Genomic DNA, 19579 nt, shown 5'->3' with positions numbered 1-19579 from the left:
ACCGTCCACCCGCGTGGACGTCGCGATCCGGGGCGTCCGGGTGGACGCCCCCGTCTCCCGCCGCGCCGGGGCAGGCCCCAGCGACGACGGCCACGTGCTGCTGGGCGGCCGCCCCGCCGCCCTGCCCATCGACCCCACCAGCCCGTACTCGATCAGCGGCGGCAGGCTGCTGCTGGACGGGGCGGACCTGGGGCTTTCGGCACAGCCGGTGCAGCGGCCGCGGTTCTACGACCTGACCACGACCGACGGGGTGCCCTACGCCGAGCTCGCCCGCCTGCACGGCCGCGACGTGCTCGCCACCACGGTCGTGCAGACCTGCATCCGCTACGCCGAGGACCAGCGGTGCCGGTTCTGCGCGATCGAGGCGTCCCTGCAGGCGGGTGCCACCACCGCGGTGAAGACCCCGGCCCAGCTCGCCGAGGTCGCCGAGGCCGCGGTCCGGCTGGACGGCGTGCGCCAGATGGTGATGACCACCGGCACGACCAACGGCCGCGACCGGGGCGCCCGCCACCTCGCCCGCTGCGTGCGGGCGGTGGCCGCCGCGGTGCCGGGGCTGCCGATCCAGGTGCAGTGCGAGCCACCCGCCCCGGAGGACCTCGCCGTGATCCGCGAGCTGCGCGACGCCGGCGCCACGGCGATCGGCATCCACGTCGAGTCGCTCGACGACGCCGTGCGCCGCCGCTGGATGCCGGGCAAGGCCACCGTGCCGCTCGCGCAGTACGAGGCCGCCTGGGACGAGGCGGTGCGGGTGTTCGGCGCCAACCGGGTGTCGACCTACCTCCTGGTCGGCCTGGGCGAGGACCCGGACGACCTCGTCGCGGGCGCGCTGCGGCTGGCCGACCGCGGCGTCTACCCGTTCGTGGTGCCCTACCGGCCGCTCGCGGGCACGCTCGCGATGGCCGACGGCGTCGGGCCGCCCGACCCTGGGGTGCTGGAGGACGTCACCCGGCGGGTGGCGGCCGGCCTGCGGGCCCGCGGCATGTTCGGCGCCGACCAGGGCGCCGGCTGCGCGGCCTGCGGGGCGTGCAGCGCGTTGCAGGCAGCCGGGGCATGAGGAGCCACGACCTGCTCGGCGCGGGCCGGGCCGACACCGCGTCGCTGGTGCGCAACGTGCTGCTCGTCGACCACCGCGTCGCGCCGCGGGCACCGGCGTGGCGGATCGAGGAGGCCGACGCGGCGGGGCGGCGGGCGCACGACCAGCTGCGGCACCGGGCGTTCGTCGTCGAGCAGGGGCTGTTCCCCGGCGGCGACCGCGACGCGGCCGACGAGGACCCGCGCACCCGGGTGCTCGTCGCCCGGGGCGCGGACGGCGCGGTGCTCGGCGGGGTCCGGCTCGGCCCGGCCGACCCGGGCGGCGCCGACGTCGGCTGGTGGACCGGCTCGCGGCTGGTGGCGGCGCCCGGGGCGCCCCCGGGCGTGGGACCCGCGCTGGTGCGGGCCGCGTGCGCGACGGCGGAGGAGGCCGGCGCGCTGCGGTTCGACGCCACCGTGCAGGACCGCTACGAGCGGCTGTTCACCCGGCTCGGCTGGCGCCGCACCGGCACCACCGCGCTGGGTGGGCGCCCGCACGTGGAGATGACGTGGCCGATCGGGCGGCTCGCCGCGCTCGCGAGCACCACGAAGGGGCCGCTCGGCGGACTGCTCGCCGGGCTGCGCCCCGGCGGGGCCGGGTTCGTCGGCGACGACGGCGCCCCGGTGCCCGGCACCGACGTCGTCGCGGCCTGCGACGCGATCCTGCCGTCGATGGTCGAACGCGACCCCGAGTGGGCTGGCTGGTGCGGCGTGCTCGTGAACGTCAACGACCTGTCCGCGATGGGCGCCGGCCCGCTCGGCCTGCTCGACGCCGTGGCCGGGCGGGACGCCTCGTTCACCTCGCGGGTGCTGTCCGGGCTACGTGCGGCGAGCGCCGCGTGGGGCGTGCCGGTGCTGGGCGGGCACACCCAGCTCGGCACGCCCGCGGCCCTGTCGGTCACCGCGCTGGGCCGCACCGACCGCCCGGTGCCTGCGGGAGGCGGGCGGCCGGGGCACGCCGTCCGCCTCACCGCCGACCTCGGCGGTGGCTGGCGGCGCGGTCACACCGGCAGGCAGTGGGACTCCACGACGTCGCGGACCACCGAGGAGCTGCGGCTCATCGGCTCGGCCGTGGCCCGCACCGCGCCCGCGGCGGCCAAGGACGTCAGCATGGCCGGGCTCGTCGGCACGCTCGGCATGCTGGCCGAGGCGAGCGGGTGCGCGGCCGTCCTCGACGTCGCCGCGGTGCCCCGCCCGGACGGCGCGAGCACCGGGGACTGGTTCACCTGCTTCCCCGGCTCGGCCTTCCTCACCGCCGACGTGCCGGAGCGCCCGGTCGCGCCCGCCGGCCCGGCCACCACCGCCACCTGCGGCGAGCTCGTGCCGGCCGACGGGGCCGCGGAGCTCGTGTCGCTGCGCTGGCCGGACGGCTCGCTCACCCCCGCGCTGACCGGCCCGGTCACCGGGCTGGGCCCCGCGACAGGAGACGCCCCATGACCACGCTCGCCGCCGTCGCCGCCCCGTTCGGGCGCGACCTCGACGCCTGCTTCGCCCGGATCGAGCGCCTGCTCGCCGAGGCCCGCGCCCGTGGGGTGCACCTGCTGGCGCTGCCCGAGGCCGCGCTCGGCGGCTACCTCGCCGACCTGGGCGAGCACGGCGTGCACCGGGTGCTGCCCCGGCACGCCCAGCCCCCGCCGCTGGACCTCGACGGGCCCGAGATCGCCCGGCTCGCCCGCATGGCGGGCGACGTGGTCGTCACCGCGGGCTTCTGCGAGTCCGACGGGAACGCGCGCTACAACACGGTCGTCGCGGTCACCGGCGACGGGGTGCTGGGCGTGCACCGCAAGGTGCACCAGCCGCTCGGTGAGTCCAACAGCTACGCCGCGGGCGACTCGTTCCGCGCGTTCGACTCGCCGGTCGGCCGGATGGGCATGCTGATCTGCTACGACAAGGCCTTCCCCGAGGCCGCGCGCGCGCTCGCCCTCGACGGCGCCGAGATCATCGTCTGCGTCTCGGCGTGGCCCGCGTCGCGCACCGCCCCGAGCCCCGACCTCGCCCAGGACCGCTGGACCCACCGCTTCGACCTGTTCGACCGCGCCCGGGCGCTGGAGAACCAGGTGGTGTGGGTGGCGTCCAACCAGTCCGGCACCTTCGGGTCGCTGCGGTTCGTGTGCAGCGCGAAGGTCGTCGGCCCGGGCGGCGAGGTGCTCGCCACCACCGGCGTCGCGCCCGGCATGGCGGTGGCCGACGTCGACGTGCCCGCCGCGCTCGCGGGCGCCCGCCGCGCCATGGCGCACCTGCGCGACCGCCGACCCGAGACCTACGGAGTTCCGACCGGTGTCTGAGACCTCGTGGGGCACGCCCCGCGTGCCGTTCCCCTCCCACGTCCCCGTCGCCGTCGTCGGCGGCGGGCAGGCGGGCCTTGCGATGTCGTGGTGCCTGCGCCGCCGGGGCGTCGAGCACGTCGTGCTGGAGCGCGACACCGTGGGCCACGAGTGGTCCGACGCCCGCTGGGACAGCTTCTGCCTGGTCACCCCGAACTGGCAGTGCCGGCTGCCGGGGTGGCCCTACCGGGGCGACGACCCGGACGGCTTCATGGTCCGCGACGAGATCGCGGCCTACGTCCGCGGTTACGCGGCCTCGTTCGACCCGCCGGTCATCGAGCACACCCCGGTCGAGCGGCTGGACGCCCGCCCCGGCGGTGGGTTCGCGCTCGCCACCCCGGCCGGTACGCTCACCGCCGACCAGGTCGTGCTCGCCACCGGCGGCTACCACCGCCCCGCGGTGCCCGGGTGGGCCGAGGCGCTGCCCGCGCGGATCGTGCAGGTGCACTCGGCGCGCTACCGCAACCCGCAGCAGCTGCCACCGGGCGAGGTGCTCGTCGTGGGCAGCGGGCAGTCCGGGGCCCAGATCGCCGAGGACCTGCACCTCGCCGGCCGCACCGTGCACCTCGCGGTGGGGCGCGCGCCGCGGATCGCCCGCTTCTACCGCGGCCGCGACATGGTGGCCTGGCTGCACGACATGGGCCACTACGACATGCCGGTCGACCAGCACCGCGACGGCGAGGCGGCGCGGCTGGGCACCAACCACTACGTCACCGGCCGCGACGGCGGGCGCGACATCGACCTGCGGGCGTTCGCGCTCGAGGGGATGCGGCTCTACGGCCGGCTCACCGGGCTGCGCGGGGGCGCACTCACCTTCGCCGACGACCTCGCCGCGAACCTCGACGCGGCCGACCGGGTCAGCGAGAACGCCAAGGACCTCGTCGACCGGCACATCGCACAGGCCGGGATCGACGCCCCCGCCGAGCCGCGCTACGCGCCGGTGTGGGCGCCCGGCCCCGACCACCCGCGCGCGCTCGACCTCGACCGCATCGCCGCCGTCGTGTGGTGCACCGGCTTCCGCAGCGACTGGGGCTGGGTGCGGGTGCCCGCCTTCGACGGCCGCGGCTACCCCACCCACCACCGGGGCGTGACCACCGTGCCCGGCCTGTCCGTGCTCGGGCTCCCCTGGCTGCACACGTGGGGCTCCGGCCGCTTCTCCGGGGTCGGGCGCGACGCCGAGCACCTGGCCGAGCACATCGCGACGGCGTCGCAGCCCGCGCTGGCGGCGGCGGGATGAAGATCGCGGCGGTGGCGGCGCACTTCGGCCGCGACGTCGAGCAGTGCCTGACCAAGATCGAAATGATCATCGGGGCCGCGGCGGGCCAGGGCGTCGACCTCCTCGTGTTCCCGGACGCGACGATCGGCGGCTACCTCGGCACGTTCGCGGGCACCGACGAGACCGGGCTGCCACCGGTGCTCACAGAGGACTGCCCCGAGCTCAAGCGGGTGGCCGCCGCGGCCGGCGACATGGTCGTGTGCCTCGGCTACCGCGAGTTCGCCCAGGACCTGCCCTACAACTCCTCGGTGTGCCTCACCGGCGACGGCGTCCTCGGCAGGCACCGCAAGGTGCACCAGCCGGTCGGCGAGGCCACCGTGTACCGGGCGGGCTCGGGGTTCACCGCGTTCGACACGCCCGTCGGGCGGCTGGGCATGCTCATCGACTACGACAAGACCTTCCCCGAGGCGGCCCGCACGCTCGCCGCGGACGGCGCGCTCGTGATCGCGTGCCTCTCGGCGTGGCCCGCGAGCCTCACCAACCGCGCGCCCCGGCTGGTGCAGGACCGCCAGACCCGCCTGTTCGACCTCTACGACTGCGCCCGCGCCGCGGAGAACCAGGTCGTATGGGTGTCGGCGAACCAGACCGGGACGATGGGCAGGCTGCGGTTCCTCGGCCGGTCGAAGGTGGTCGGGCCCGGCGGCGAGGTGCTCGCCCGCACGTGGGCGAAGGCCGGGCTCGCGCTCGCCGAGCTCGACGTGGCGGCCGAGGTCGCCCGCGCCCGCTCCGTGCTGTCGCACCTCGCCGAGCGCCGACCGGAGACCTACCTCTGAAGGGGGCGCGGTGCGGATCGCGCTGCTGACGTACTCGACGAAGCCGCGCGGCGGTGTCGTGCACACCCTCGCGCTCGCCGAGGCCCTGGCCCGGGTCGGGCAGGACGTCACCGTCTGGTCGCTCGGCCGGGGCGGCGACGCCGCGTTCTTCCGGCCCGTCGACCCCGCGGTGCGCGTGCGGCTGGTGCCGTTCCCCGACGTGCCCGGCGAGGGCGTCGGCGAGCGCATCCTGCGCTCCATCGCCGTGCTCGGCGCCGCCTTCGCCGACGGCGGCGAGGCCTACGACGTCGTGCACGCGCAGGACTGCATCAGCGCCAACGCCGTGCCCGACTGCGTGCGCACGGTGCACCACCTCGACGCGTTCACCACGCCCGCCCTCGCCGACTGCCACGACCGCGCGATCCGGCGGCCGCGAGCGCTCGTGTGCGTGTCCGCCGCGGTGGCCGCCGATGTCGAACGCGGATGGGGGCGGCGCGCCACCGTCATCCCCAACGGCGTCGACGCGGCGCGCTTCGCCGCGGCCGCGGGCCCGGACGGCGCGACCGCGCGGGCGCGGTGGCGCCGCCGGCTCGGCCGCTACGTGCTCGCCGTCGGCGGGATCGAGCCCCGCAAGGGCACGCTGGACCTGGTCGAGGCGATGGCGCTGCTCCGCCGCGAGCGCCCGGACCTCGCGCTCGTGATCGCGGGCGGGGAGACCCTGTTCGACTACCGCGCCTACCGGGCGCGCGTCGAGGAGCGGGCGGCCGCGCTCGGCGTCGCGCCCGTGGTGCTCGGCCCGGTCGACCACGCGGAGCTGCCGCCGCTGGTCGCCGCCGCCGACGTGCTGGCCTTCCCCTCCACCAAGGAGGGCTTCGGGCTCGCCGCCATGGAGGCGCTCGCCGCCGGGGTGCCGGTGGTGACCCGCGACCTGCCGGTGCTGCGGGAGGTGTTCGACGGCGCCGCGGCGTTCGCCACCGGGCCCGCCGACCTCGCCGCGCAGCTGCTCGCGGCGGCGGGACGGCCGGACCCCGCGCGCGCGGCGGCCGGGCGGGCGCTCGCCGCGCGGCACACCTGGGACGCCGCGGCGGCGGCGCACCTGGAGCTCTACGCGGGCCTTCGCGCCGCGGCGGTCAGGGGACGATGACGACCTTCATCGGGTCGCCGTCGCGCTCGCGCACCACGCGGAACGCCTCGGCGATGTCCTCCAGCGGGAACCGGTGGGTGACCAGCTCCTCCCCGCGCAGGCCGCCGGAGGCGGCCATCGCCATCGCGCGCTTGACGTTGTTGCCGCCCTCGCCGCGCGAGGTGTACATCGAGATGTCGCTGCGCACGGCCGCGGACAGGTCGAGCGTCACCGGGCCGGGGTAGAACGCCACGAAGACGATCTTCCCGGCGCGCTTGGTCATCGCGATGCACTGGTCGGGCACGTCGGGGCCGCCGGAGGTCTCGATCACCCAGTCGGCGCCGTCGCCCCCGGTCAGCTCACGCACCCGGGCCACCGGGTCGGTCTCGCGGGCGTTGATGACCTCGGTGGCGCCGAGGCGCGCGCCGAGCTCCAGCCGCGACTCCCGCGTGCCGACCAGCGTGACGGTGCGGGCGGCGAGCTGGCGGCACAGCTGCACGGTCATGAGCCCGATCGGGCCGGGGCCGACCACCACGACGTCCTGGCCCGCCATGTACCCGCCGGCCACGTCGATGCCGTAGAGGCCGGTACCCGCGGTCGTCACGAGCACGGCGTCGGCGAACGAGATGTTGTCCGGCATCTTGTAGAGCGCCTTGACGTCGTGCACGGCGTACTGGGCGAACCCGCCGTCGACGGTGATGCCGCTGGCCCGCTGTCCCTTGCCGGGCTTGGCGTAGTTCAGGCAGGCCGTGTACTTGCCGATGATGCAGTTGTCGCAGCGGCCGCAGCCGGCGTGCACCTCGATCGCCACCCGGTCGCCCACGGCGAACTCGTCGACCGACTCGCCGAGGGCCACCACGGTGCCCGCCCACTCGTGACCGGGCGTGAACTCGCCGAACGGCGGCGTCTGCGGGAAGTGGCCGTCGAAGATCTTCAGGTCGGTGCCGCAGGTTCCGCACATCGCGACCTCGACCAGCACCTGGTGCGGGCCGGGCTGCGGCACCGGCTTGTCGACCACGCGCATGTCCCCCGGGCCGAACAGCACGGCGGCGCGCATGGTGTCCGGGATCGGGCGCCGGGCGGGGGAGGCTGCCTGGACGTCGGCGGTCATGTCACTCCTCGGGGTCGCAGTTTCGCCGCGGGTCGCTGATCGACACCGTCCGGCTCGCGCGGCTCGGCGGGCGCGGCATTCCGCCCAGGATCATGCAGGATGATCGCCGGGGCGCGACGATCTGTGACCAGCTTCTCCCCGTCGGGCCGCGGCCGCCGCCCCGGGCGGGAGACGGGGCGACGGCCGCACCCGGTGGTGGGGGTCAGCGCCAGCGGGCGTCCCCGGTCTGCACGCCCAGCGAGTCGACCGCGGCGATGATCGGGTTGGGGTTGACGAGCTCCTCGTAGACGGGCGGCTCGTTCTCGAGGATGGCCAGCTCGCGCATGCGGTTGATCGTCTGCTTGATGCGGGCCTTGTCGATCCCGGTGTTCACCGGGAACACGCCCTTCTGACCGAGCAGGATGTCGTAGGCCTGCGAGATGACGTCCTCGTCGAACTCGGTGGTCCGGGCGACGATCTGCACCGTCTCCTGCTTGTTCTCGTACATGAACCGGTGCGCGCGGGTGATCGCCCGGAGGAACTTGACCGCGGTTTCCTGGTTGGCCTCGAGCCACGCGCGGGACACGAAGTAGGTGCCGTAGTGGTACTCGGGGACGATCGTGTCGAGCTCGGCGATCGTGTGCATGCCCGGGTGGTCGCGCTGCACGGCGATGGCCTGCTCGGTCTGCAGGATGGCGTTCTGGATCCGCCCGTCGACCAACGCCGCGTTGTAGGACTGCGCGTCGACGGGGATGTACTCCACGTCGTCCTGGGTGAGGCCGACCGAGTTGAGGACCATGCGGGTCATCACCTCGCGGAAGGCCCCGACCTCCTGCACGCCGACCTGGCGGCCGCGCAGGTCGGCGGGCGTTTGCACCTCGGCGGGCGCGACGGAGGAGACCGTGAGCTTGTCGGTGTAGGCGCCGATGATGACCACGTCCCCGCCGCCCGCCGCGGCGTTGACCACCGGCTCGATGCTGGCGGCGCCGATCTCCAGCGCTCCGCCCACCACGCCCTGCACCACCGACACGCCGGAGCGCAGGTTCTGCGCCTCGACGGTCAGCCCCTCCTCGGCGAGGAAGCCCTTCTCGATCGCCACGGCGAGGTCGGAGTTGGCGAAGCTCGTGACACCGGTCGGCAGGCCCACGCGGATGGCCTGGCCCTCCGGCCTCGGCTCGCCCGCGTCCTGCGTCGGGGCGTCGCCGAACGCGCCGCATCCGGCGAGCAGAGCCGCAACGGTGAAGGCCGTGAGGGCGGTACGGAGGCGTCTTGCAGGTCGTCGCATGGATCAGTCCTTTGCTGCCCACCGCACGACGTGACGCTCGCCCGCTCGGGCCGCGCCGCCGACGGGTACCCGGCGGCGCGGCCAGCAGGATCGGGACGGAGGTGCGGTCGGTGCGGAAGCTCTGGCGTTCGTTGGGTGACGATCAGGTTGGGGGAGACTCGCGACGGCCGCGGGGAGCCGTGGCCGACCACAAGCCGGTGACAACATACGGCAGATCGGGCGACAAGATCCGCACGATGCTCCCTTCTGTTATCTGACGATCGGCAAGATCCTCCGTCCGCTCGCGGGATCCGCCGTTCGGGCGTATGGTCTGGTTCGGAATCGGAAATGTCATTCCGCTACGCGGAATCAAAGCTCGACGAGGAGCCGACATGCCGACTCGATCCACCGGTTCTGCGGGGAGCGCCGGCGGACCGACCGAACCGCGCGAGCTGCGGCGCGTCGTCTTCGGGGCGCTCGTGGGCACCGCCCTGGAGTGGTACGACTTCTTCATCTACGGCACGGCCGCGGCGCTCGTGTTCAACGCGCTCTTCTTCCCGGAGAGCGACCCGACCATCGGCACGATCACCGCGTTCGCCACGTTCGGCGTCGGGTTCGTCTTCCGCCCCCTCGGCGGCATCCTGTTCGGGCACATCGGCGACCGCATCGGGCGCCGGGCGACGCTGATCCTGACCACGCTGGTCATGGGCCTGTCGACGGGCTTCATCGGGCTGCTGCCGACCTACGGGACGATCGGCATTTGGGCGCCCGTGCTGCTCGTGCTGCTGCGCGTGCTGCAGGGCCTCGGCGCGGGCGCCGAGTTCGGCGGCGCGTCCACCCTGCTCGCCGAGCACGCGCCCGCGCACCGGCGCGGCTACTACTGCTCGTACGCCCAGACCGGGGTGCAGGTCGGCCTCGTGCTCGCCACGGTCTCGTTCCTCCTGGTCGGCCTGCTCGACGACGAACAGCTGCAGGCGTGGGGCTGGCGGATCCCGTTCCTGGTGAGCTTCCTGATGATCGGGGTGGCGCTGTACGTGCGGCTGCGGGTCGAGGAGTCGCCGGTCTTCCAGCGGATGCTCGCCGAGCAGCAGGTGATCAAGCTGCCGGTGCTCGAGACGCTGCGCAGCTACCCGCGCAACCTGCTCATCGGCGTCGGCGCCCACATCGCCGACACCGCCTGCGCCTACCTGTACGCCACGTTCACCGTCTCCTACGCCACCAGCACGCTGGGCATCTCGCGCGGCACCGTGCTCACGGGCGTGATCGTCTTCGGGGTCGTCGTGATCGCCCTGCAGCCGGTGTACGGGGCCCTGTCGGACCGCATCGGCCGCAAGCCGCTCAACCTGTTCTCGATGATCTTCACGGCCGTGTTCATCTGGCCGTTCTTCCTGCTGCTCGAGACCCAGCAGCCGGTGCTCGTCGTGCTCGCGCTGGTGATCGCCACGGCGCTCGGCTGGGCCCCGGTGATCGCGGTGCAGCCCGCGTTCTACGCGGAGCTGTTCGGGGCGCGGGTGCGCTACAGCGGCTTCGCCACCTCCCGCGAGATCGGCGCGGCGCTCGCCGGGTTCACCCCGCTCATCGCCGCCGCGCTGGTCGCCGCGGCGGGCGGGGCCCCGTGGGTGGTCGCGGGGTACGTCGCCGCCCTCTGCGTGGTCTCGCTGATCGCGTTCGCCGCCACCCCTGAGCTCAAGGACGTCGACATCGCCGAGGCGGGCCCCACGCCGCTGCGCGCCACGAGGTGACGGTCAGGGGGCGGGGCGGCGGTCGCCGCCCCGCAGGGCGTCGCCGAGCTCGTGGCGCAGGTCGAGGTGCTCGTGGATGGCGGCCGCCTGGAACGCACGGGCGACCGCCGAGCCCGGCCCGTCGATCACGACGCGCAGCGCGAGGCCACGGCGGGTGGCGTGGTCGTGGGCGTCGACGAGCACCGCGAGCCCGGCCGAGCCGAGGAACGTCACCGCGCTCAGGTCGACGACGACCGCCTCGAGGGTCGTGGCGGCGGGATCGTCGATGACCTCGTCGAGCGCCGCTCGCAGGAGCGGGCCCGAGGTGAAGTCGATCTCGCCGCTCACCGTCAGCACACCGGCCGCACCGGTGCGCCCCACCGTGATCGTCACCATCCCCCGGTTGCCCCGCTCGCCGTTGAGTTCCCGTCGGCCGAAGGTGTGACCTTACCCCCTCCGGGGGCCCACGAGCGGCGCTCGGCGGAGGCGATGATCACCGATTCCCGGGCTCGAGGCGGGCGTAGACGTCACCGGAGCGGCCCAGCGGCCGGACGCGGTCGAGCAGCCGGACGAGGTCGCCCGCGTCCAGCCACCGCTCGGAGGCGAACCGCATCGTCTCGACCGGCGAGTAGTTGAAGCGGTAGTCGCCGAGCTCGCGCACCCGCTCCAGCACGGCGAGAGCGCGGTCGTGCGTGGGCGGCAGGTACTCGAACGACAGGGCCGGCAGCGGCTGGGAGACCCCGGCGAGCACCTCGGACTCGAAGCCCTCGACGTCGATCTTGCAGAACGCGGGGACGCCGTGCGCCGCGATCAGCGCGTCGAGGGTGGTCACCTCCACCTCGACGGAGCGGTCCCACCGCACCTTCGCGAAGCTGCGGTCGGCGACCACCGACTCCCGCCAGTCCTGCGACATCGACGAGACCGTCGGCGTCGCGGTCGACACGCCCAGCCGGGCACGCCCCGGCTCCGCGCCGACCGCGCGCGGGTCGATCGTCACCTGCCGGTCGCGCCCGAACAGCAGCCGCAGCACGCGCAGGCAGTCCGGCTGGGGCTCGACGGCGACCACGCGCGCGCCCAGGCGCCGCCAGGTGCGCACCCGGCCGCCGACGTGGGCGCCGATGTCGAACGCGAGGTCGCCGGGGCCGAGGAACTCACCGTAGAGCCGCAGCGCGCGGCGGTGCTTGGCCGGCTGCCCGTGGTAGATCACCAGCGAGCGCGCGATTCCCCATGCGCGGGCGAGCATCCGGTGACCGTACCGCGGTCCCCGAGCGCCCCCGCCCGCCGGCGCTATCGTGGGCCGCACCGTGACCGCCACCCCGCTGCCCGCCTCGATCGACGGCATCGCCGCCCGCCTCAGGGCCGCCGGCTGCGTGTTCGCCGAGGAGGAGGCCCGGCTGCTGCTGGAGGCCGCCCGCACCCCCGCCGAGCTCGCCGAGATGGTCGAGCGGCGGGTGGCGGGACTGCCGCTCGAGCACGTGCTCGGCTGGGTCGAGTTCGCCGGCAGGCGGCTCGCGGTCGCCGAGGGCGTCTTCGTCCCGCGGCGGCGCACCGAGCTGCTCGCGCGGGAGGCGGCGGCGCTCGCCCGGCCGGGGTCCGTCGTCGTCGACCTGTGCTGCGGCTGCGGGGCGGTGGGGGTCGCCGTGGCCGCCGCCGTGCCCGGGGTCGAGCTGCACGCCGCCGACGTCGACCCCGCCGCGGTGCGCTGCGCACGCCGCAACGTCGCCGCGGTGGGCGGGCGCGTCTACGAGGGCGACCTCGACGCCCCGCTGCCCACCCGCCTCGCCGGCCGGGTGGACCTGCTCGTCGCCAACGCGCCGTACGTGCCGACCGATGCGGTGGGGCTGATGCCGCCCGAGGCCCGGCTGCACGAGCCGCGGGTCGCCCTCGACGGCGGCCCCGACGGGCTCGACGTCCAGCGCCGCGTGGCGGCCGCGGCGCCGCGCTGGCTCGCCCCGACCGGTCGGCTGCTCATCGAGACCAGCCAGCGCCAGGCCCCGCACACGGCCGCGGCGATCGCGGCCGCGGGCCTCACCGCGCGGGTGGTGCGGGACGCGGAGCTGGACGCGACGGTGGTCGTCGGGAGCCGGTGATCAGGCGTCGCGGTGCACGGTCTCCGGGCTGAAGGCGGGCAGGCACACGGCGACGTACTCGGCGCCCTCGGGCCCCGGTGAGCTGTAGCGCACCCACTCCCCCGCCGCCGTGTGGACGGCCTGCCCCGCTTCCACGGTGAGCTCGCCGCCCTCGTGCTCCACGCGCAGCGCGCCGCGCAGCACGACCGTGAACTCGTCGAACTCCGGTCGCTGCCCCGGCTCCGACCAGCCCGACGGGCTGCGCATGTGGGCCACCGACAGCCGCTGCTCGCCGGTGTTCACCCGGCCCACGTACTCGTCGATCGTCTTGGGCGGCTCGCCGGCCGCGGTGATGCGGCTGGGCGTCTCGATCAGTCTGGGCACGCGGGCGATTCTTCGCCCCCGCGCGGGTACCGTCGCGGCTGGGGGAGGGAAGACGTGGCGAACGAGGCGTACTGGGCGCGCTACGAGTCCGTGATCGAGAAGCAGATCCGCGAGGCCGAGGAACGCGGCGCCTTCGCGAACCTGCCCGGCAAGGGCAAGCCGCTGCCCGGCCTGGACGGGCCCTACGACGAGAACTGGTGGATCAAGGGCTGGATCGAGCGCGAGGGTGTGCCGTCCGAGGCGCTGCTGCCCACCCCGCTGCAGCTGCGCCGGGAGATCGAGCGGCTGCCCGAGACGGTGCGTGACCTGCCCACCGAGGAGGCCGTGCGGGACGTGGTCCGCGACCTCAACCGGCGGATCGCGGAGTGGGTGCGCGCGCCGACCGGGCCGGCCATCCCCGTCCGCAAGGTCGATCCGGAGGCGGTCGTGCGGGAGTGGCGGGCGGCCCGGTCGCTCCCGCCGCCACAGCCGCCGCCCGCGCCGCGCGCACGCCGGCGCTGGTGGCGCCGCAGGTAGCGCGCCACCCCAACCGGACGGGCCTCCCGCCGGTCGTCCCGATCGACGAGATCGAGCGGCAGGAGGACGACCGTGTTGCGCTTGGGGACCGACGACCCGGGCCAGGTGGGCCCGTTCCGGATCCTGGCCGGGCTCGGGGTCGGTGGGATGGGCCGGGTCTACCTCGGGGTCGGGCCGTACCGCGAGCTCGCCGCGGTCAAGGTGGTCCACCGGCGGTTCGCCTCCGACCCCGCCTTCCGGGACCGGTTCCGCCGCGAGGTCGCGCTGAGCATGCGCGTGCGCAGCCGGGGGACGGCCGCCGTGCTGGCCGCCGACCCCGACGCGCCCGTGCCGTGGCTCGCCACCGAGTACGTGCACGGGGTTGCACTCGACCGGGCGGTGGCCGAGGCGGGCCCGCTGCCGCCGCCGTCGGTGCACGTCCTCGCGGCCGAGCTCGCCGCGGCGCTCGCCGCCGTCCACGCGGCGGGCCTCGTGCACCGCGACGTGACGCCGGCGAACGTGCTGCTCGCCGGGGACGGCCCGCGCCTGATCGACATGGGGATCTCGCGCGCCACCGACACCGCCCAGCTGAGCGCGGCCGGCGCGCTGGTCGGCACGCCCGCGTTCATGTCCCCCGAGCAGGCCGACGGGGCCGAGACCGGCCCGGCGTCGGACGTGTTCTCCCTCGGGGCGGTGCTCGCCTTCGCCGCGCTCGGGCGCGGCCCGTTCGGCGACGCGAACCCCTTCGTGCAGCTGCGGCGCATCGTCGACGAGGAGCCCGACCTCACCGGGCTGGCCGGCCCGCTGCGCGGCGTGGTCGAAGCGTGCCTGGCCAAGGACCCCGACGCCCGCCCCACCGCGGCGGCGCTCGCCGCCTCCCTCGGCCCGGTGCCGCCGCCACCCGGGGCGCCCGCCGGCACGTGGCTCCCGCCCGCGGTGGCGGCGCTGCTGCCCCCACCCCCGGACGTCCCCACCGTGGTCGCGGGCGGGTGGAGCCGCTCCCCGGCCCGCGGGAGCCGGCCCGTCGGCAGGCGCGCGCTCCTCGTCGGGACCGCGGGCGTGCTCGGGCTCGCGGCGTTGACCGGCGCCACGGCCCTCCTCCGCTCCGCCCTCGTCCAGGCCCTGCCGCCCGTCCCGCGGCCCACGACCGCGGCCCCGCCGGCCCCCACGACCGCCGCCGCACCCACACGAACGGGCACCGGGGCGGTGGCCTGGACCGCGCAGGGCCCGCCCAGCAGCACCAGCGCGCTGCTCACCGACGGGCGCACCGTCTACGCGGGCGGCGACGGCACCGTCGTCGCGCTCGACGCGGCCAGCGGCCGGAGGCGCTGGGCGTACACCGCGCCACCCGGCGGCGTCGGGTTCGACCCGTCCCGGGTGCGGCTCGCCGTCGCCGACGGCACGGTGTACGTCGCCACCAACGGCGCCGCGATCGCCCTCGACGCCGCCAGCGGGCGGGAACGCTGGCGCCGCGTGTCGCGCCTGACGGAGGGCTACCAGTCGCTCGTCGGGCTCGAGGTGATGGCGGGGCCCGGCGTCGCCTACTTTCACCCACGGCCCGACCCTCTACTCGCTGGACCCGGCCACCGGGGACACCCGCTGGAGCCACGACGTCGACGGCAACTTCGCCTCGTCGCCGGAGATCGACGGTGACCGTGTGCTGGTCAGCAACGGCTCCGGCGTGGACGCGCTGCGCGCCGACACCGGCGAGCTGGTGTGGCGCCACGAGCCCGAGGGCGTCAACGCCACCGAGCTCGGCGTCGCCCACGGCATCGCGTTCCTCACCGTCAACGTCGGCGACGTGGTCGCGCTCGACGCACCGACCGGCGCGGTCCGCTGGCGGGCGCGGGTCGGCGGCGGGGAGTTCCCGGGCGCGGAACCCGACCGGCCGGTGGTGGTCGACGACGCGGTGATCGTGCGCGGCCGCGACGAGCAGCTGCACGCGTACGAGATCACCGACGGGAGGCTGCGCTGGTCGCTGCCGGACCGGACGAAGGGCGGCGGCACGGCCACCGTCCCGCCGTTCGCTGTCCGCGACTCGACCGGCGGCCTCGTCTACACCGGCGACGGGCTCGGCCGCGTCTACGCGTTCGAGGTCGCGACCGGGACCCGGCGGTGGGTCTACGACCCGCCGCCGGGGGCCGGCTCGGTCGAGGTGATCACGGCGGCCGACCGGGTCGCCTTCACCGGCGGGTTCGACGGCCGGATCTCGGCCATCCGTCCGGAGTGAAGGAGGGACGGGATGACGGTCCTCTCGAGCACCGCGCCCGCCGCTCCCGCTGCCGTGTCGGCCCCGCACCCCGACGACCCCCGCACCATCGGCCCCTACCGGGTGCTCGGTGTGCTCGGCGCGGGCGGCATGGGCCAGGTCTACCTCGCCACCGGGCCCTCCGGCCTCGTCGCCGTGAAGGTCGTGCACCCCGCCCTCGCCACCGACCCCGAGTTCCGCACCCGGCTCGAGCGGGAGGTGGCGGCCGGGCGGCGGGTGCGCAGCGTGTGGACGGCCGCCGTCGTGGGCGCCGACCCGGACGCGGCCGCGCCGTGGCTCGCGACCGAGTACGTCCCGGGCATCCCGCTGCACCTGGCGATCACCGCGGCGGGGCCGCTGCCGCCACCCGCGGTGGCCGCGCTCGCCGCGCACCTGGCCCGAGCGCTCGCGGCGATCCACGAGGCGGGCATCGTGCACCGGGACGTGAAGCCCGCGAACGTGCTGCTCACCGCCGACCGGGCGAAGCTGATCGACTTCGGGATCGCGGCCGCCCTCGACGGCACCCGCATGACCCGAACCGGCATGACCGTCGGCACGCCCGCGTTCATGTCGCCGGAGCAGGTCGAGGGCGCCACCCCGTCCACCGCGTCGGACGTGTTCTCGCTCGCCTCGCTGCTCGTGTGGGCGGCGACCGGGACCGGGCCGTTCGGCGAGGGGAGCCCGGTCACGCTGCTGCGCCGGATCCGCACCGCGGAGCCCGCGCTCGGCGCGCTCACCGGGCCGGTCCGCGACCTCGCCCGCCGAGTGCCTGCGCCGCGACCCCGCCGCCCGGCCGACCGCGGCGCAGCTCGCCGATCGCCTCCCGCCCGCCCCGTTCGGGCCCGGCTGGCTCCCGCCGCCGTGGCCGCGCTCCTGCCCGACCCGGCCACGTTCCCCGTCCCGCCGCCGCCCGCCCGCGGGGTGTCGCGGCGCGGGTTGCTCGCCGGGATCGGCGCGGTGCTGGGAGCCGCCGCGGTCAGCGGGGCCGGCCTGATCGCGGCCGGCGGTGCGCGCTCCGGTCCCGCCCCGGCGACCCCCGCCCCGCCGCCCGGGCCGGCCCGAACGCGCTGGAGGTACGCCACCCGCGGGGCGGTGCGCGGCCTCGCCGCAGGCGCCGGTGTCGTCCTCGCCGCGGGCGCGGACGCCGCGGTGCACGCGGTCGACGTCGGCACCGGCCAGGCCCGCTGGACGTACGCGCTGCGCGCGGGGGCGCGTCGGATCACCGAGGCGGGCGACGGCGCCGTCGTCGACGACGGCTCCTTCGTGTACGCGCTCGACGCCGCCGGTGCGCTGCGCTGGGAGGCGAGGGGGAACCTGGTCGCGGCGGGGTCGGGGATCGTGCTCGCCGAAACCCTCGACGACGCGGCCGACCGCCGCGTCACCGCCTTCGACGCGGTCACCGGCGAGGTGCGGTGGCACTCCCCCGTCGACGGCCCCCTCGGGATGGTGTTCGCCCTCGGCAACCCCGGGGCCGCGGCGGGCGGGCGCGCGCACGTCGGCCTGAGCCACGCGCTGCGCACGCTCGATGCGGCGAACGGCACCATACTGTGGGAGCGGCCCGTACCCGACCTGGTCTCCGTCGTCGCCGAAGGCTCGGTCGTGTACGCCACGGGCGGCGCCCCCACCGCGCACTCCACCCTCGTCGCCTACGAGGCGGCGAGCGGGCGGGAGCTGTGGCGCCGCACCGTGGCGGACCGCTACGGCGAGCCCGTGGTCCACGAGGGCACCGTCTACGTCGACGGCGGCCACGGCGTCGGCCTCTCCGCGCTCGACGCGCGGACCGGGGAGCCCCGGTGGGAGCTTCCCCGCGGCGCGCTGCTGACCACCGCGGTGTACGGCACCCCGCCCGTGGTCTCGGGCAACACCTGCTACGTCGGCGGCGTCCGCATCGGCCGGTTCGACCCGGGCACGTTCACGCTCTTCGCCCACGCCACGGACACCGGGGAGGAGCGCTTCAGCGTCGACCTCGCCCTCGACACCGGCTACACCGCCACCATCGCGCTCGTCGGGGACACCGTGGTGCTCGGCGCGGCCGGTTCGGGGTACGGCACGGGGCCCGGGGAGGTCGTGGCCGTCGGGTGACGGCTACCGGCGCCGCGGCTGCTCGCTCGGCCCGACGTGGTCGTCGAGCCACTCGGTGAGGGGCCGCAGCTCGCGCCAGGTGCTCGCCACCCGTTCCAGGGTGCCCGGCTCGTGCAGCACGTCGTCGGGCTCCCAGGTGCGGTAGGCGTAGATGCCCTTGTGCCGGAGCAGGTCGATGCGCGGGTGGTCCGCGGGGAAGCCCTTGGGGCGGGTCTTGAGCGTCTCCCCGGCGAGCGTCAGCCCGGCGAGCGCCGCGATGCGCTTCTCCAGGTCGCCGCCGCGACGGTCGTCGGCCACCGCGGTGCGGTAGCGGGTGAGCTGGTCGGGCGCCATCCGGTAGTACCCGCCCGCGACCAGCAGCCCGTCGGAGCCGATCTGCACGTAGAACGGGCCGACGATCGCGCCGCAGTGGTTCTTGTACGGGGTCTTGTCGCGGGAGAACCGGACGTCGCGGTACGGCCGGAAGATCTTGCCGGGCCCGAACTCGGGTTCGAGGTCGGCGAGCAGCGCCTGCATCGGGCCGCGGACGTCCGCCTCGTACACGTGCCGGTTGTCGGTCCAGTAGGCCTTCGAGTTGTCGGCGGCGAGCCCGTCGTAGAACTCGACGGCTCCCTCCCCGAAACCCGTGAAGCTCATGGTGCGCAATCCCCCACCTCGGCTGCGTCCTTGTCGGATGCCGCCCCGTCGCCCGGGTCGGTGGCGCCGTCCGCTGTGCCCCCGTCGGCGCTGCCCCGGTCGGCGCTGCTCCCGTCGGGGTCGGCGTCCGCCTTCGCGGCTCCCGCGGGTTCGGCGGCGCCGGGCGGGGCGCCGAGGACCTCCCGCGGCTTGCGGACGAGCGCGATGTAGAGCACCGCCGCCGCGAACACGACCGCGGCGACCACCACGTTGATCCGGATGTCGCCGAACACCCGGGTGGCGTGGTCGGTGCGCATCTGCTCGATGAAGAACCGCCCCGCGGTGTAGCCCGCGACGTAGACGGCGAACGCGCGCCCGTGGCCCAGCCGGAACCGGCGGTCGGCCCACACCACGAGCCCGGCCACCGCGAGGTTCCACAGCAGCTCGTAGAGGAACGTCGGGTGCACGACCTGCACGGGCGTGTGGTCGACCGCGACGCCGCCGAGGGCGTCGGGGAGGCCGGTGGCGGGGTCGATCCGCTCGTAGATCTCCAGCCCCCACGGCAGCGTGGTGGGCGCGCCGTAGAGCTCCTGGTTGAACCAGTTGCCCAGCCGCCCGATGGCCTGGGCGGCGACGATGCCCGGCGCCACCGCGTCGGCGAAGAAGCCCAGCGGCACACCGCGGCGCCTGCAGCCGATCCAGGCCCCGAGCGCGCCGAGCGCGATGGCGCCCCAGATCCCGAGGCCGCCCTCCCAGATCCGCAGGGCGCCCAGCGGGTCGCCGCCCGGGCCGAAGTAGGTGCGCCAGTCGGTGATCACGTGGTAGAGCCGGCCGCCGACCAGGCCGAACGGCACCGCGAACACGGCGACGTCGGTGACGACGCCCTGCTCCCCGCCGCGCGCCACGAACCGCCGCTCGCCCCAGAGAACCGCGACGACGATCCCGGCGATGATGCACAGCGCGTAGGCCCGGATCGGGATCGGTCCGAGCATCCAGACGCCGCGGTCGGGACTCGGGATGTTCGCCAGCAGGGTGACGACGGCAGGACTCACGCCGCCACGGTAG

At 75.8% G+C, this 19579-nt stretch carries 19 protein-coding genes; 12 read left to right on the top strand and 7 right to left on the bottom strand.

All coding sequences use genetic code 11. The annotated features are described in order from the left end of the window. The first annotated feature begins 13 nt into the window (after positions 1-13). From VKZ81_RS29200 to VKZ81_RS29175, 6 genes are read left to right on the top strand one after another with little or no spacing between them, the layout of a single operon-like run. A complete protein-coding gene (locus VKZ81_RS29200; protein ID WP_324244941.1) occupies positions 14-1054 on the top strand; it encodes an MSMEG_0568 family radical SAM protein in 1041 nt (346 codons plus the stop codon). Then, the gene (locus VKZ81_RS29195) at positions 1051-2508 is read left to right on the top strand and encodes an MSMEG_0567/sll0787 family protein (RefSeq protein ID WP_324244940.1); all 1458 of its coding nucleotides are present in this window, start codon (positions 1051-1053) and stop codon (positions 2506-2508) included. Before VKZ81_RS29200 ends, VKZ81_RS29195 begins: the two co-directional genes overlap by 4 nt. After that, positions 2505-3356 (top strand): carbon-nitrogen hydrolase family protein, encoded by an 852-nt coding sequence (locus tag VKZ81_RS29190; protein WP_324244939.1) that lies wholly within the window; start codon positions 2505-2507, stop codon positions 3354-3356. The genes VKZ81_RS29195 and VKZ81_RS29190 overlap by 4 nt, the downstream gene beginning before the upstream one ends. Continuing rightward, positions 3349-4632: an MSMEG_0569 family flavin-dependent oxidoreductase gene (locus VKZ81_RS29185; protein WP_324244938.1), complete on the top strand. Its 1284-nt coding sequence runs from the start codon at positions 3349-3351 to the stop codon at positions 4630-4632. The genes VKZ81_RS29190 and VKZ81_RS29185 overlap by 8 nt, the downstream gene beginning before the upstream one ends. Beyond that, complete coding sequence (locus VKZ81_RS29180) at positions 4629-5444, top strand: carbon-nitrogen hydrolase family protein (RefSeq protein WP_324244937.1); 816 nt, start codon at positions 4629-4631, stop codon at positions 5442-5444. The genes VKZ81_RS29185 and VKZ81_RS29180 overlap by 4 nt, the downstream gene beginning before the upstream one ends. Positions 5445-5454: 10 nt before the next feature. After that, entirely contained in the window at positions 5455-6567 is a 1113-nt protein-coding gene (locus VKZ81_RS29175) for an MSMEG_0565 family glycosyltransferase (protein WP_324244936.1), read from the top strand. Here VKZ81_RS29175 and VKZ81_RS29170 read toward each other — a convergent pair. Together VKZ81_RS29170 and VKZ81_RS29165 are read right to left on the bottom strand one after the other, a co-directional pair. Next, positions 6554-7657, bottom strand: a complete 1104-nt coding sequence (locus VKZ81_RS29170) for a zinc-dependent alcohol dehydrogenase (protein WP_324244935.1) — start codon at positions 7655-7657, stop codon at positions 6554-6556. The two genes, VKZ81_RS29175 and VKZ81_RS29170, sit on opposite strands and share 14 nt — an antisense overlap. Positions 7658-7859: 202 nt before the next feature. Further along, complete coding sequence (locus tag VKZ81_RS29165) at positions 7860-8921, bottom strand: ABC transporter substrate-binding protein (RefSeq protein ID WP_324244934.1); 1062 nt, start codon at positions 8919-8921, stop codon at positions 7860-7862. Between the two features lie 371 nt (positions 8922-9292). Between VKZ81_RS29165 and VKZ81_RS29160 the strand changes: the two genes are divergently transcribed. After that, positions 9293-10642 (top strand): MFS transporter, encoded by a 1350-nt coding sequence (locus tag VKZ81_RS29160; RefSeq protein ID WP_324244933.1) that lies wholly within the window; start codon positions 9293-9295, stop codon positions 10640-10642. Positions 10643-10645: 3 nt separating this feature from the next. On the opposite strand, the gene VKZ81_RS29155 is transcribed toward VKZ81_RS29160, so the two are convergent. Both VKZ81_RS29155 and VKZ81_RS29150 read right to left on the bottom strand, forming a co-directional pair. Continuing rightward, entirely contained in the window at positions 10646-11014 is a 369-nt protein-coding gene (locus VKZ81_RS29155) for an STAS domain-containing protein (RefSeq protein WP_324244932.1), read from the bottom strand. 100 nt (positions 11015-11114) lie between these two features. Next, positions 11115-11864, bottom strand: a complete 750-nt coding sequence (locus VKZ81_RS29150; RefSeq protein WP_324244931.1) for an FkbM family methyltransferase — start codon at positions 11862-11864, stop codon at positions 11115-11117. Between the two features lie 61 nt (positions 11865-11925). On the opposite strand from VKZ81_RS29150, the gene VKZ81_RS29145 reads away from it, so the two are divergent. Beyond that, positions 11926-12711 (top strand): putative protein N(5)-glutamine methyltransferase, encoded by a 786-nt coding sequence (locus VKZ81_RS29145; RefSeq protein WP_324244930.1) that lies wholly within the window; start codon positions 11926-11928, stop codon positions 12709-12711. Here the strand turns inward: VKZ81_RS29145 and VKZ81_RS29140 are convergent, their stop codons facing one another. After that, positions 12712-13074, bottom strand: coding sequence for a cupin domain-containing protein (locus VKZ81_RS29140; protein ID WP_324244929.1), 363 nt, complete (start codon positions 13072-13074; stop codon positions 12712-12714). It lies immediately after the preceding gene. A gap of 54 nt (positions 13075-13128) precedes the next feature. On the opposite strand from VKZ81_RS29140, the gene VKZ81_RS29135 reads away from it, so the two are divergent. The 4 genes from VKZ81_RS29135 (at position 13129) to VKZ81_RS29120 (ending at position 17899) form a co-directional block, all read left to right on the top strand. After that, on the top strand, positions 13129-13590 hold the full coding sequence (locus VKZ81_RS29135; RefSeq protein WP_324244928.1) for a DnaJ family domain-containing protein: 462 nt from the start codon (positions 13129-13131) through the stop codon (positions 13588-13590). Positions 13591-13662: 72 nt separating this feature from the next. Then, a complete protein-coding gene (locus tag VKZ81_RS29130) occupies positions 13663-15222 on the top strand; it encodes a serine/threonine-protein kinase (RefSeq protein WP_324244927.1) in 1560 nt (519 codons plus the stop codon). Beyond that, positions 15143-15799, top strand: a complete 657-nt coding sequence (locus tag VKZ81_RS29125) for a PQQ-binding-like beta-propeller repeat protein (RefSeq protein ID WP_324245093.1) — start codon at positions 15143-15145, stop codon at positions 15797-15799. The genes VKZ81_RS29130 and VKZ81_RS29125 overlap by 80 nt, the downstream gene beginning before the upstream one ends. A gap of 12 nt (positions 15800-15811) precedes the next feature. Further along, positions 15812-17899 (top strand): protein kinase domain-containing protein, encoded by a 2088-nt coding sequence (locus VKZ81_RS29120; protein ID WP_324244926.1) that lies wholly within the window; start codon positions 15812-15814, stop codon positions 17897-17899. Positions 17900-17902: 3 nt separating this feature from the next. Here the strand turns inward: VKZ81_RS29120 and VKZ81_RS29115 are convergent, their stop codons facing one another. Then, on the bottom strand, positions 17903-18535 hold the full coding sequence (locus VKZ81_RS29115) for a DUF2461 domain-containing protein (RefSeq protein ID WP_324244925.1): 633 nt from the start codon (positions 18533-18535) through the stop codon (positions 17903-17905). Beyond that, a complete protein-coding gene (lgt, locus tag VKZ81_RS29110; protein ID WP_324244924.1) occupies positions 18532-19566 on the bottom strand; it encodes a prolipoprotein diacylglyceryl transferase in 1035 nt (344 codons plus the stop codon). Before lgt ends, VKZ81_RS29115 begins: the two co-directional genes overlap by 4 nt. Positions 19567-19579: the final 13 nt, after the last annotated feature.

It is taken from the genome of Pseudonocardia sp., assembly GCF_035305885.1.
Classification (GTDB): Bacteria; Actinomycetota; Actinomycetes; order Mycobacteriales; family Pseudonocardiaceae; genus Pseudonocardia.
Note: the sequence above shows the minus strand (reverse complement) of the source record. Positions and strands in the feature narration are given on the sequence as shown.

What these genes read in the sequence shown, in the direction of transcription:
- VKZ81_RS29150 (WP_324244931.1), bottom strand. Translation starts at nt 11,864, where the DNA reads ATGCTCGCCCGCGCATGGGGAATCGCGCGCTCGCTGGTGATCTACCAC.
- VKZ81_RS29180 (WP_324244937.1), top strand. Translation starts at nt 4,629, where the DNA reads ATGAAGATCGCGGCGGTGGCGGCGCACTTCGGCCGCGACGTCGAGCAG.
- VKZ81_RS29120 (WP_324244926.1), top strand. Translation starts at nt 15,812, where the DNA reads ATGACGGTCCTCTCGAGCACCGCGCCCGCCGCTCCCGCTGCCGTGTCG.
- VKZ81_RS29115 (WP_324244925.1), bottom strand. Translation starts at nt 18,535, where the DNA reads ATGAGCTTCACGGGTTTCGGGGAGGGAGCCGTCGAGTTCTACGACGGG.
- VKZ81_RS29190 (WP_324244939.1), top strand. Translation starts at nt 2,505, where the DNA reads ATGACCACGCTCGCCGCCGTCGCCGCCCCGTTCGGGCGCGACCTCGAC.
- VKZ81_RS29195 (WP_324244940.1), top strand. Translation starts at nt 1,051, where the DNA reads ATGAGGAGCCACGACCTGCTCGGCGCGGGCCGGGCCGACACCGCGTCG.
- VKZ81_RS29160 (WP_324244933.1), top strand. Translation starts at nt 9,293, where the DNA reads ATGCCGACTCGATCCACCGGTTCTGCGGGGAGCGCCGGCGGACCGACC.
- VKZ81_RS29165 (WP_324244934.1), bottom strand. Translation starts at nt 8,921, where the DNA reads ATGCGACGACCTGCAAGACGCCTCCGTACCGCCCTCACGGCCTTCACC.
- VKZ81_RS29170 (WP_324244935.1), bottom strand. Translation starts at nt 7,657, where the DNA reads ATGACCGCCGACGTCCAGGCAGCCTCCCCCGCCCGGCGCCCGATCCCG.